The organism is Blautia sp. An81 (assembly GCF_002161285.1).
Taxonomy (GTDB): domain Bacteria; phylum Bacillota; class Clostridia; order Lachnospirales; family Lachnospiraceae; genus Blautia; species Blautia ornithocaccae.
This window is the reverse complement of record NZ_NFHH01000006.1, coordinates 35122-47835: the sequence shown is the minus strand read 5'-3', so window position 1 is coordinate 47835 and position 12714 is coordinate 35122. Positions and strand designations below refer to the sequence as shown.

Below are 12714 nucleotides of genomic sequence, written 5' to 3'. Positions count from 1 at the left end.
ATATGAAGAAGAATGAAAAAGAGAAATGCCCTGCAGGGGAGCTGCAGAGCATTTCGAGGGGAGTATAAATAATTAAATAAGGGGTTAGTCCATGTATAAATTATACTGTGCTTTATGGGCTTAAAATGCCTATAAATCAAGGCTTTTCTGCATTGTATAGTTTGTACTGGATCATGTTAGAATGTGGAATCTTGGGTAAAAGTTGGGTACAAATTGGGTAGGATCAATGGGAAATTGGAAGTTTTAGAAACAAGAAAACAGAAGCGGAGTCTCCTATGGAGATTCTGCCTTTTTCTTTTGCAGCAAATATGATTGTATAAAAAGAGAGTTTCAGTTATAATGAGAAAATAGTGGAAGGAGGAAGGCTGTCATGAGATATGCGTCACCGTATACACCAGGGGCAGGAGCCATGCCCCGTTACCTTGCAGGCCGTGAATCTATGCTGGAAGAAGCAGATAAAATATTAGAAGCAGTAGCAATGGGATATCCGCAAAAGCCTGTTATTTATTATGGACTGCGAGGGGTAGGAAAAACAGTTTTATTGAATGCTATTGAAGAAAAGGCAGAAGAATTGGACATTTTGTATGCTCACATCGAGATTGCAGAAAAAAGAAGCTTTATTGTTCAGATAGCAAATGCCTCTAAAAAAATTATTCACCGCATGAGTGTCATAGAATCCGTAAAAGATTTAGGACATAAGGCATTGGGAATACTCCAGGCATTTCAGGTGACTTATAATCCAGAAGAACAAACCTTTACAGCAGGGATTGCAGAACCCTCTATGTATGTATCTTCAGGGGTCCTGTCAGATGATCTGACAGAAATGTTTGTGGCAATGGGACGAATGGCAGCAAAGGCAAAAAGGGCAATCTGTTTTTTCGTAGATGAGATTCAATATATGAAGCCTAATGAAATGGAGGCTCTGATAAATGCGTTACACAGGGTAAACCAACTGCGATTACCCATTACGATATATGGTGCAGGCCTTCCCAAGATCTTGAAAATTTTGGGGGAGGTAAAATTTTATTCCGAGAGACTATTTCAATATATTGAGGTTGCAGAGCTATCTGACCATGCGGCAACGGACGCCATTGTTAAACCGGCAACGGAGCTGGGGGTTCAGTATGAAGAAGAAGCAGTAGAAGAAATAAAAGAATGGAGCAAGGGATATCCATTTTTTATTCAGGAACTATGTAATACAATTTGGGAAGAGACAGGGAGCGAGATTATTAAAAAATCCGATGTAGAGCGTGTGATACCAGTTTTTCTGGACAAATTGGATAAGGGATTCTTTAAAATACGATATGATCGCTGCACGAAAAAAGAGCATGATTTTTTGTTTGCTATGGTCAGATGTGGAAGTTTGCCATGTACGATTTCCAATGTGGCGAAGATTTTAGGAAAAAGGGTAAGCTCTATATCACCCACCAGAGCACAGCTTATCAGCAAGGGAATTATTTATTCTACTGGGCATGGTGAGATTGATTTTACTGTGCCACAGTTTGATAGGTACTTAAAAAGAATCAACCCTGATTTAATCATAGAGAGTATTGAAGCTGATGAGTAGAAATACCTGAAAATGTTTATAGAAAATCCGGCAAGAGGAATTTATCTCCTCAAGCCGGATTTTATAGGTCTGAGTCATCCCAATTTTTAGAATTGAAGATACATCTTCCACAGTTAATATGTCATCATAAGCTTCAAACATGGTTAGCGCCCCTTTCCCTGGAACTGCAAGGTTATGGGTGGAAGAGGCCGGAAAGCCATCTTGGGTAAAAGTTGGGTACAGGTAAGAGAATTTCACACATTAAAGTGCGAAGGTGAAAGAGGGCTAACCCTGAAAACCCCGATAGATCCAAAGAGAAATGCCCTGCAGGGGAGCTGCAGAGCATTTCGAGGGGAGTATAAATAATTAAATAAGGGGTTATAATGTAAAAAAAATTTTTTGAAGGGTAAATTCTTTTTACAACCCATATTATAATATAAAAGGAAAAAAAAAGCAATAATATTATTTTTTTCTTAAAAATTTCTGCAAGATTTATTTTTGCCTGTTCATAATAAAAAAACAATATTTTAACAATTTCCCGGAGAATATTTTCACACAATGTAGAAATACTAGGATTGTAACAAAAATGTTCAATCAGGAGGTAATGATAATGGCTAAGAATTATAGCAGCGAAAACAGCAAAAACAAATCAGGAGCATCCAACAGCAGAAATACATTTGTAGAAAACTGCTCAGATAGTTACGAAAGCAACAAAGAGAAAAATGCGCAGAATTCTGGAAAAGCCAAGAATAAAAACACATCAGCTAACAAAAATACTTTTAAATCCGAGTATTAATCGGCTGACATGAAAGCTGCTCCGGGGACCGAAAAGGTCTGCCGGAGCAGCTTTTTCTACATATAGTTTTCTTAAAAAGAGCATATGCGCCTTTGCTAAGAGAGGCAGCCTTTTTGCTGCATATACTAAAAGAAAAAGGAGTATTTTTTTCATGCAGAGTATAGACACTGTTTCTGCGGAAGAACTGGATTCTTATATCGGCAGACAGGATGCCGTCATCATAGATCTGCGGGAGAAAGAAGCTTATGAAAAAAGCCATCTGAAAACCGCTGTAAACATTCCTTATGAGGAGCTTGAGAAGTGCAGAAAAATACCCAGGCGGAAACTTCTGGTCTTATACTGCGAGAGAGGAAGCGCCAGCCTGTTTGCAGCCAGGGAGCTGATGAAGATGGGATTCAGGGTGAAATCCGTAGTGGGAGGAATCCGATGTTATCAAGGTTCAAACTTGTATTTTCCTGCTGGTCATAGTAGAATAAAGAATAAAATACCTGAAAATCTCTGAGAATCTCAGGGAAAAAGACTAAAGGAGAACAGAAGATATGAAATATATGTTTGCATCAGATATTCACGGCTCCGCATATTACTGCAATAAGATGCTGGAAGCATACCAGAAAGAAAAGGCAGACCGTCTGGTCCTGCTGGGAGATCTGCTGTACCATGGCCCCAGAAATGACCTTCCAAAGGACTATGCTCCCAAACAGGTGATCGCCATGCTCAATCAATGGAAGGAGCACCTTTATGTTGTCCGGGGAAACTGTGACGCAGAGGTGGACCAGATGGTTCTGCAATTTCCCATCATGGCAGATTACTGTATCCTGATGGACGGAGAGCGCACGATCTACTGCAGCCATGGACATGTTTACAATGAGGAGAATCTTCCTCCTATGAAAAACGGCGATATATTTATTCATGGACATACTCATGTGCTCCGGGCTGATAAGAAAGAAAACTATACAATCCTCAATCCGGGCTCTGTATCTATTCCAAAAGAAGGAAATATCCCTACCTATGCTGTCCTGGAGAATGGAATTTTCAGCATCCGTGGCTTTGAAGGAGAAATTGTGAAGGAGTTACAGCTTTAATGGATGAGAGATATGAGCTGATCGCGCCCTGCCACTTTGGTCTGGAAGCGGTTTTAAAAAGAGAAATTCAGAACCTGGGATATGAGATCAGCCAGGTAGAAGATGGAAAGGTGACCTTTCTGGGGGACGCCGGTGCAATAGCCAGAGCAAATATTTTTCTCAGGACTACAGAGAGGATTCTCCTGAAAGCAGGACAGATTAAGGCAGAAACCTTCGATGAGCTTTTTGAAAAAACCAAGGCCCTTCCCTGGGAAAAGTATATCCCAGTCAACGGAAAATTCTGGATAGCTAAGGCAAACTCTGTAAAGAGCAAGCTTTTCAGTCCCTCTGATATCCAGTCTATCATGAAAAAAGCCATAGTGGAACGTTTGAAACAGGTTTATCATGTAGAATGGTTTGCAGAGGATGGGCCAGAGTACCCTATCCGGGTGGCCTTTATGAAAGACCAGGCAACTATAGGTATAGATACCAGCGGCGTTTCTCTCCATAAGAGGGGATACCGCCGTCTCACCAGTAAGGCGCCTATTACAGAGACCCTGGCAGCAGCCCTTCTTATGCTTACGCCCTGGAATAAGGACAGGATTCTGGTGGATCCATTCTGCGGCAGCGGTACTTTTCCTATAGAAGCAGCCCTGATGGCCGCCAATATTGCTCCGGGAATGAACCGTACTTTTCTGGCTGAGGACTGGAAAAATCTGATTCCCAGAAAACACTGGTATTATGCCCATGACGAAGCGGAGAGTCTTGTAAACAGAAATATACAGACAGATATCCAGGGATATGACCTGGACAGCCAGATGATAAAAGCAGCCAGAGAAAATGCCAGAGTCGCAGGAGTGGAAGAGCTTATCCATTTTCAGGCCAGAGATGTGAAAGACCTGAGACACTCTAAAAAGTATGGATTTATTGTGACCAATCCTCCATATGGAGAACGGCTGGAGGAAAGAGAAAATCTGCCTGCCATTTATACCAGCCTGGGAAAAAGTTTTGCAGGTCTGGACTCCTGGTCTCTGTATGTGATAACAGCCTTTACAGATGCAGAAAAGTATATTGGCCGAAAAGCAGACAAAAACCGGAAAATCTACAATGGCATGATGAAGACATATTTTTACCAGTTTCCGGGACCAAAGCCGCCTAAAAGAAAAGTCCTGCAGGAAGGGAAGGAATAGAAGAACATGAGAAGAATGATATTTGCCACAGGCAATGAGAATAAAATGGTAGAAATCAGAGAAATCCTGGGAGAGCTTCCTCTGGAGATCCAGTCAATGAAAGAGGCGGGAGTATATGCGGATGTTGATGAAAACGGCAGCACTTTTGAGGAAAATGCCCTGATCAAGGCCCGGGCCATCTGTAAGCTGGCAGGAGAAATGGTGCTGGCCGATGATTCCGGCCTGGAGATTGATTATTTGAATAAGGAACCGGGCATCTATTCCGCAAGATATATGGGAGAAGATACTTCCTATAGAATTAAGAATCAGAACCTTATTGACCGTCTGGAAGGGGTGCCGGATGAAAAGCGTACTGCCCGCTTTGTCTGCGCCATTGCCGCAGTGTTTCCTGATGGAAGAGAATTTGTGGTAAGAGGCACTGTAGAGGGAAGGATCGGATACGAGGAAAAGGGAGAGAACGGTTTTGGATACGACCCTATTTTTTATCTCCCAGAGCGGGGAATGACCACTGCACAGCTTCCCCCGGAAGAAAAAAACAGCATCAGCCACAGAGGAAACGCTCTGAGAAAAATGAAGGAGATATTGGAGAAAGAAGAGATATTATAAGTAAAACGAGGGGCAAAGATATGAAAATATTAATAGTCAGCGATACCCACGGTCATGAAAGAAACTTGAAAAAAGTAATAGAAAAAGTGGGACAGACAGATCTCTTTATTCATTTGGGAGATATTGAGGGCCATGAAGATTATATAGAAGCATTGGCGGACTGTCCTGTTCATATGGTATCAGGAAATAATGATTTTTTCTCCGACCTTCCCCGGGAAGAAGAGTTTCAGCTGGGAAGATACCGTGTGCTGATCACCCATGGTCATTATTATGGAGTCTCTGTGGGAACAGACAGACTGAAAGAGGAGGCCCGTTCCAGAAATATAGATATCGTTATGTATGGACATACTCATCGCCCGGAGATTGATATTGACGACCATGTGACGGTCCTGAATCCGGGGAGCCTTTCCTATCCAAGGCAATGGGGAAGAAAACCCAGCTATATGCTTATGGAAATTGACCGGGAAGGAGAGGCCCATTATACGATTAACTACATAGAAAATTAGAAGAAGCCGGAGAAATACTGCCGCTGTGTCCCATCCCCGGAAACTAAAAAACAGAAGTGAAAAAAATATGAAAAAAATTATAAAAAAAGTGTTGACTTTTGTTTTTTCGTATGGTATATTTAACTTCGTCGTCAAGCGAAGGTGCTGACGGCAAGAAAAAAACACCACGGGGTGTGGCTCAGCTTGGCTAGAGCGCCTGGTTTGGGACCAGGAGGTCGCAGGTTCGAATCCTGTCACCCCGATTCATGCGGGTGTAGTTCAGTGGTAGAACACCAGCCTTCCAAGCTGGATATGTGGGTTCGATTCCCATCACCCGCTCTTGCATCAATATCTGATGCTGATGTGTTTGTAGCTCAGCTGGATAGAGCAACGGCCTTCTAAGCCGTGGGTCGGGGGTTCGAATCCCTCCAAGCACGCTTGCATATAAAATGCATCAATAAATATGGTGGGTATAGCGCAGTTGGTTAGCGCGCCAGATTGTGGCTCTGGAGGCCAAGGGTTCGAATCCCTTTATCCACCTTAGCCGTAAGGCGGTCTTGGGCTATCGCCAAGCGGTAAGGCACAGGACTTTGACTCCTGCACTCGCTGGTTCGAATCCAGCTAGCCCAGTTGACATTATGGAGCATTAGCTCAGTCGGTAGAGCACTTGACTTTTAATCAAGTTGTCCGGGGTTCGAATCCCCGATGCTTCACTTTGTAGGAGTGGCTTAAATCCATAAATGGATTTGAGCCTTTTTTCTTTCAATAATATATGTTATGCGGATATGGCGGAATTGGCAGACGCGCCAGATTTAGGTTCTGGTGTCTACGACGTGCAGGTTCAAGTCCTGTTATCCGCAGTTGAATTTTTATAGATACCGGAGAGGATGTTTATGAATCTGTCTCCGGTATCTGTCGTCCTTCATGATTAATAGAATAATGATCTTTATAGATAAGCTGGGAAATAGGAACAAATTCATATCCTTTGTCCTGAAGGGTAGTGATAACGGTATCTAAAGCGTTGGTGATGTATTTGGCGCCGTTATGACAGAGAATAATACTTCCGTTTCCCAGTTTTTCATTTTCCGTTATCCGTTGGATAATATCCTGGGCGCCGTAGTCTTTCCAGTCAAGAGAATCAATATCCCATTGTATGGGGTAGTATCCGTTTTCATTGGCACAGGAGATGACTTGGTCATTATAGTCGCCGTAAGGCGCCCGGAAAAGGAACATATCGTGGCCGGTGAGCTGTTTTACCTTGTTGTGGACGCTCATAAGTTCCTGGACCTGTTCGGCTTCTTCCAGCTGGCTCATATAGGGATGACTCTGGCTGTGATTGCCCAGGTCATGGCCTGCCTCATATATTTTTACTACTTCTTCGGGATAACTGTCCACCCATTGTCCAGTCATGAAAAAGGTTGCCTTTACATCGTGGGCGGCCAGGATATCCAGAATAGTCTGTGTGTATTCATTTCCCCAGCCTGAATCGAAACTGAGGGAAATCTGGGGTTTATCCGTTTCTACACAGTAGATGGGAAGTTTCCGGCTGCCGGAAGTGTTTGCTACAGAAATGAATCGTGGAATGTAGGTTGTTCCGCACAGGATAAGAAGAGCGGTAAAGCCCAGGATAAGGACTGTATTAAAGATTCGTTTTGACATTATAAGCTGCCTTTCAGAACAGACTTGATATGATTGTATGCTTACTGCTGCAGAAAAATAACACAGACGCCGACAAAAAATGCGGCGCCTGTGTTATTCACTGTAGAAATGGCTGTGCTCCTCTTCCAGTTCCTGAAATAATTGAGCAAAAGTCCAGAAGCAGTTCTGGGCTGTGAGAACGGCTTTTAAAGCCACCTGAGGAAACAATCCTTTTTTCATGGAATCCAGGAGCATGTCCAGCTTTTCCTCGGTAAAATTACACATGATGAGAACATCTTTGGTAACTTCAGGTGTGCTTTGGAAGGGCGGTATTTTCCTTGGGGGAAATCCTTTTACCTTTGCCAGATGTCCTACTGTCTGGAGAAGATGAGCCGCTGTAACGGGTACCAGATCGATGCCCATATGGCTCAGGGCTTTTTCCATGGATTTCCTTTTTTCTTCCTGTCCGTTGTCATAGTATAAAATCATTGGCTTGCGAACAATCATATGCGTCCCCCTCTGCTGTAATCTGTTAATTTAATCATATACTCAGTGCCGGTAAAATTCAACGGTTTTCAAAAAGATTTCTGGATAAACTGTAATTATTGACAATCCCCTCCCTGTTTCGTATACTTAGGGCTAAGTAAGCAGAGAGGGATGAAAAATTGGATAAGATTAATGTACATCTTTTAGGAAGACCATATGTAGAACTGAATGGAAAACGAGTAAACTTTCCTTATAAAAAAGCAGAGGGTTTTTTCTATTATCTCTGTGTGAAAAAAGACATCACAAGAGAAGAGATTATCTATGTCCTCTGGGGCGCGGATAACGAGAATGTAGGAAGAAAGAATCTGAGAGAAGCTGTATATCAGATAAAGAAGCTTTTGGGAAAGGAAATATTGGTTACGGAAGGACATACGGGCATATCCCTGAATCCTCTCAGTATGCCGGAAATTGACTGGGATAAGATAGGGGAAGACTATATTCCTGAAAGTGAAGAAGATGGTTTTCTGTCACATTTTCATATTAAAAACTGCTATGAATTTGAAGAATGGGTTTCATCCATGCGGGAACAGTATAATCAGCATATTATGAAATCCGTGAGAGAAAAGCTTTTCCAGGCAAACATACAAAAGGATATGGGACAGGTACAGAAATATGGAAATATGCTGATACGGCAGGATCCGTACAATGAGGAACTTTACCAGGAAATCATGGAGATTTACGCAGCTGGAGGAAACTATAATATGGCTATAAAGCTCTATTATGATCTGGAAAAGACTCTGTCAGAAGATTTGGGAGTGGAGCCTTCTGGCGAGATCACACAGTTGTTTCACCGTATTTTCAATGTTAAGGGGAATGTAGCACAGACAGGAGAGAGCTGGAATGTATCTTTTGTAGGAAGAACTCAGGAAATCTATCAGATCAGCCAGTGCATTACTGGCATTGGTCAGTCTGGAGCTCCAAGATGTGTGGCTATTGCAGGAGAGGAAGGAGTGGGAAAAACCGCTCTATTGAATAAAGCGGCCCAGATGGCTAAGGGGTATCAGAGGGTTATTCTCCACGCGGCCTGCTATTCTGAAGAAAAAGAGTTTTATCTTCGGCCATGGAATGATATTTTTTGGGAACTGGAGCAGTGTGTAGAGAGCGGGATTTTTGAAGCAGATTTGATTCAGGAGGAAAAGCAGCAGCTCCATCAGCTCATCAGAGGCACAGGAGGAGAAAAGCCAGGAGAAATCCGGCAGCCCTCTTTCCAGAGTATTGAGCGCGTTGCCATAGAAATGTGCAGGAAGCTTACCAAAAGCCACAGGCTGATGCTTTTCTTTGATGATGTCCAGTGGATGGACACCATGAGCTTTCAGCTTCTTAACAGACTCCTTCTTACTCTGGGGACAGAGAAAATCCTTTTTATATGTACTTATAATCAAAACAGTGATCAGGAAGTTATAGAAGCAATGGAAAAATTGATTCGCCAGGATCTTCTTACCACTTTTTCCATTGAGCCGTTTACAAAACAGGAGACAGAGGAGCTGCTCCACCGGCATCTTCCCCAGTTAGACGAAGAGAATGAAAAGAAAGAGCAGATTTACGAGATGACAGAAGGAAATGCTTTCTTTTTAATGGAGATGATCAATTACATTAAAGAGAAAGGATTTACCCTTGAAATATCGCCAAAAGCCAATAATGTGATCAAGGCCCGTCTGGCAGGGCTGCCAGAGGCTGAAAACCAGGTGCTCAGTTGTATGTCTGTATTTCCGGAAAAAATCACTATAGAGGAGCTGGAACTGCTGCTGCCGGATATGGACAGACTGACTCTTGTGCGGATACTGGAAAAGCTCCAGGAAAGACATCTGATAAAGGAAACGCTTGTAGGCTGGAATATATATTATGAATTTGTCCACAGAGTTTTCCGGGAATATATTTATGAGCATCAGAGTCAGGGAAAGAGAAGAGTCTGCCACCAGATACTGGCAAAGTATTATGAGGAACAGGGGAAAACAAAACCCAATTTTCCCACCCTTCCTATGACAATCTATCATTATGAGAGATGCCATGACCAGGCAAAGACTTATGAATATAAAATTGCCTATCTTAATGAATACTATACTCTGGTCAATGAGAACTTTCCTATTCTCCATTGGGAGATTGAAGAAGGGGAGGAAGAACCTGCATTGGCTGCAGGAGCCGCTCAGATGATGGACTTGGCTGATGAGGTGATCCGCCTTTCGGATACTTCCCCTAAAGTACAGGAAATGAAAATGCGAATGTACTATTTAAAGGGCCGGTATAATATTGCCCAGGGAGAATATGAGCTAGGGCTGGAGGGAATCCGGCAGAGCATAGAGCTGGCGGAAAAGCTTGGCAGTGTAAAAACACTTCTGAACTGTTATAAGCAGATGAGCTTTTACGGAATCCAGGTGGAAGCCCCAGAACTGGTGAAGGAATATCTGGATAAAGGATTTGCTCTTCTCCAGGAAGAGGAAAATGAGGAAAGGGGAGTATTTACCCGGCTTTTAGGTTGGTATTATCTGTATAAAAAAGACTACGAGAAAGCGGAGGAGAAGTTCCTGGAGGCAGTTGAGCTTTTCCAGAAGCCAGAGTCTCAGGAGGGATGTCTCCATATCAGTATTGCCGCCTGCTACGGATATCTGGGAGATTTATACAGAGAACAGGGGAAACTGGAAGAAGCAGCAGGCTATTATGAAACTGCGCTGAAAACAGGGACTGACAAAGTAATGGCTAACGGCCTGGGACAGTTCTATTCCGGCCTGGGACAGGTACGTCTGCTTCAGGGCAGATACGAAGAGGGAGAGAAGTACCTCAAAGAGGCCATAGAATGTCTGAAGCGCCATGGATATTACTGGGGAAGAGAAAAAGCCGAGGCCTGTATGGCCCTTCTGCTGTTGAAAATCGGAAGAAAGGAAGAGGCAAGAGAATATTTTAAAGAGAGCCGGAGAATTTCAGAGAAAATAAAAAATCCTTCTACAGAGTTGCTTCTGAGGGAAGTAGAGAGAGAATTAAAATAAGCCTTTCACAAAAAAGACTGTGTCTGTCTGTTGGAACAGCCGGTCTTTTCTTATGGCAGCGGACAGCGTACAAGGCTTGCTGACTTGTGTGTTTTTTTGACTTTTGCACGATAAAACTTTAAAAAGGTAATTTGGCAAAAATGCGCATAAGTGACATGCTAATAGAGTGTATTAATGTAAAAATAACAAAATAAATAAAATAAAAAGAGAAGATGTTATGCAATTTGACGCCTGTTGACGATTTTTAGACACCCTAAGATGTATAATTTTTTACATACTATAATATAACGAAAAGAGGGTGTGATATGAGTAACATAATGATTACGGGTAAAGACCTGACACTGGATCAGATTGCAGCCATCTGTCGGGACCATGCCAAAATAGAATTGGCAGAAGAAGCAAAAAGGCAGATTGTTGAATCTAGAAAAGTAGTAGATCAGCTGGTGGAAGAGGAAAAAGTAGTTTATGGAATCACCACCGGATTCGGAAAGTTCAGTGACGTGGTGATTTCCCAGGACCAGTGCAAGGCCCTCCAGAAAAATCTGATCATTACTCATGCGGTAGGCGCAGGAGATCCTTTTAGAGAGGATATTGCCAGAGGAATTATGCTTCTGAGAATCAATAATCTGGTAAAGGGATTTTCTGGTATCCGTCTTGAGACTGTACAGACCATGGTGGATATGCTGAATAAGGGAGTAACAGCCTTTATTCCTGAAAAAGGTTCTCTTGGAGCTTCCGGTGATCTGGCTCCGCTGTCCCATATGGTACTGCCTATGCTGGGACTGGGCATGGCCTACTATCAGGGAGAACTGCTTCCAGGCGCAGAAGCCATGAAACGTGCAGGAATTCCTACTATTGAACTGTCAGCAAAAGAAGGACTGGCGCTGAATAACGGTACTCAGGCCATGACTTCTGCTGGTGCTCTGGCCGTTTACGATGCTTTGAACCTGTTAAAGGTAGCAGATATTACAGATGCACTGTGCTTCGAAGCTCAGAATGGTGTAGTAGATGCTCTGGATCCAAGAGTTCATGAGGTACGTCCACATTCTGGACAGCTTGCTACAGCCAGAAACCTGCTGAGACTGCTGGAGGGAAGTAAAAATACTACCCGTCAGGGAGAAATCCGTGTACAGGATGCCTATTCTTTAAGATGTTCACCGCAGATTCACGGAGCCAGCAAGGATGCCATCAACTACGTGCTGGATAAGGTAAATATTGAGATTAACTCTGTGACTGACAACCCGATTATCTTCAAAGAAGATCAGGCCGGCATCTCCGGAGGAAACTTCCATGGACAGCCAATGGCATTAAGCTTTGACTTCCTGGGAATCGGTGTAGCAGAACTGGCAAACGTATCTGAGAGAAGAATTGAGCGTCTGGTAAATCCTGCTTACAGCAACCTTCCTGCATTCCTGACTCCACACGGCGGCGTATGCTCTGGATTTATGATTGTTCAGTATTCCGCAGCAGCTCTGGTATCAGAGAATAAAGTGCTGGCTCATCCGGCATCTGTAGACAGTATTCCATCTTCTGCAGGACAGGAAGACCATGTATCTATGGGAACCATTGCAGCCAGAAAAGCCGGAGAAATCGCCGGAAACGTAAGAAGAGTACTGGCTATGGAATTGATGGTTGCCTGCCAGGGAATCGATATGAGAGGAAATAAGGGCCTTGGAAAAGGAACCCAGGCAGCTTACGACCTGGTGCGCAGTAAAGTGGCTACTCTGGACGACGACAGAGAGCTGTACGGGGATATCAATTACTGCGAACAGATCATTGCAGATGGTTCATTAGTAAAAGCCGTAGAAGAAGCTATTGGCGGAGAAATTGAAACAAAATAAAGAAGGTGTGAAAACTGCCGCCTC

Annotated in this window: 11 protein-coding genes and 7 tRNA genes; 16 read left to right on the top strand and 2 right to left on the bottom strand. The window is 43.2% G+C overall.

What is annotated here, in order from left to right; genetic code table 11:
- The first annotated feature begins 370 nt into the window (after positions 1 to 370).
- The 14 genes from B5G33_RS07095 (at position 371) to B5G33_RS07030 (ending at position 6544) form a co-directional block, all read left to right on the top strand.
- Positions 371 to 1567, top strand: coding sequence for an ATP-binding protein (locus tag B5G33_RS07095; RefSeq protein ID WP_087417171.1), 1197 nt, complete (start codon positions 371 to 373; stop codon positions 1565 to 1567).
- A 589-nt stretch (positions 1568 to 2156) separates the two neighbouring features.
- The gene (locus tag B5G33_RS07090) at positions 2157 to 2342 is read left to right on the top strand and encodes a hypothetical protein (RefSeq protein ID WP_087271787.1); all 186 of its coding nucleotides are present in this window, start codon (positions 2157 to 2159) and stop codon (positions 2340 to 2342) included.
- 151 nt (positions 2343 to 2493) lie between these two features.
- Positions 2494 to 2844, top strand: coding sequence for a rhodanese-like domain-containing protein (locus tag B5G33_RS07085; RefSeq protein ID WP_087271950.1), 351 nt, complete (start codon positions 2494 to 2496; stop codon positions 2842 to 2844).
- Between the two features lie 37 nt (positions 2845 to 2881).
- Complete coding sequence (gene yfcE / locus B5G33_RS07080) at positions 2882 to 3424, top strand: phosphodiesterase (protein ID WP_087271790.1); 543 nt, start codon at positions 2882 to 2884, stop codon at positions 3422 to 3424.
- Complete coding sequence (locus tag B5G33_RS07075) at positions 3424 to 4593, top strand: THUMP domain-containing class I SAM-dependent RNA methyltransferase (protein ID WP_087271794.1); 1170 nt, start codon at positions 3424 to 3426, stop codon at positions 4591 to 4593. The genes yfcE and B5G33_RS07075 overlap by 1 nt, the downstream gene beginning before the upstream one ends.
- Positions 4594 to 4599: 6 nt before the next feature.
- Positions 4600 to 5199: an XTP/dITP diphosphatase gene (locus B5G33_RS07070; RefSeq protein WP_087417170.1), complete on the top strand. Its 600-nt coding sequence runs from the start codon at positions 4600 to 4602 to the stop codon at positions 5197 to 5199.
- Positions 5200 to 5219: 20 nt separating this feature from the next.
- A complete protein-coding gene (locus tag B5G33_RS07065) occupies positions 5220 to 5705 on the top strand; it encodes a metallophosphoesterase family protein (RefSeq protein WP_087271800.1) in 486 nt (161 codons plus the stop codon).
- Positions 5706 to 5872: 167 nt separating this feature from the next.
- Positions 5873 to 5947 (top strand) — tRNA-Pro (locus B5G33_RS07060).
- Between the two features lie 5 nt (positions 5948 to 5952).
- A tRNA-Gly gene (locus B5G33_RS07055) sits at positions 5953 to 6023 on the top strand.
- A gap of 24 nt (positions 6024 to 6047) precedes the next feature.
- Positions 6048 to 6121: transfer RNA gene (locus tag B5G33_RS07050), tRNA-Arg, on the top strand.
- A gap of 29 nt (positions 6122 to 6150) precedes the next feature.
- A tRNA-His gene (locus tag B5G33_RS07045) sits at positions 6151 to 6224 on the top strand.
- Between the two features lie 18 nt (positions 6225 to 6242).
- Positions 6243 to 6314 (top strand) — tRNA-Gln (locus tag B5G33_RS07040).
- A 10-nt stretch (positions 6315 to 6324) separates the two neighbouring features.
- A tRNA-Lys gene (locus B5G33_RS07035) sits at positions 6325 to 6397 on the top strand.
- 66 nt (positions 6398 to 6463) lie between these two features.
- A tRNA-Leu gene (locus tag B5G33_RS07030) sits at positions 6464 to 6544 on the top strand.
- 31 nt (positions 6545 to 6575) lie between these two features.
- Here the strand turns inward: B5G33_RS07030 and B5G33_RS07025 are convergent.
- Both B5G33_RS07025 and B5G33_RS07020 read right to left on the bottom strand, forming a co-directional pair.
- Positions 6576 to 7343 (bottom strand): polysaccharide deacetylase family protein, encoded by a 768-nt coding sequence (locus tag B5G33_RS07025; RefSeq protein ID WP_087417169.1) that lies wholly within the window; start codon positions 7341 to 7343, stop codon positions 6576 to 6578.
- A 93-nt stretch (positions 7344 to 7436) separates the two neighbouring features.
- On the bottom strand, positions 7437 to 7829 hold the full coding sequence (locus B5G33_RS07020; RefSeq protein ID WP_087271806.1) for a DUF3783 domain-containing protein: 393 nt from the start codon (positions 7827 to 7829) through the stop codon (positions 7437 to 7439).
- 158 nt (positions 7830 to 7987) lie between these two features.
- Here B5G33_RS07020 and B5G33_RS07015 point away from each other — a divergent pair, with 158 nt between their 5' ends.
- Together B5G33_RS07015 and hutH are read left to right on the top strand one after the other, a co-directional pair.
- Entirely contained in the window at positions 7988 to 10849 is a 2862-nt protein-coding gene (locus tag B5G33_RS07015; RefSeq protein WP_087417168.1) for an AAA family ATPase, read from the top strand.
- 305 nt (positions 10850 to 11154) lie between these two features.
- Positions 11155 to 12690, top strand: a complete 1536-nt coding sequence (hutH, locus tag B5G33_RS07010) for a histidine ammonia-lyase (protein ID WP_087271812.1) — start codon at positions 11155 to 11157, stop codon at positions 12688 to 12690.
- Positions 12691 to 12714 lie beyond the last annotated feature (24 nt).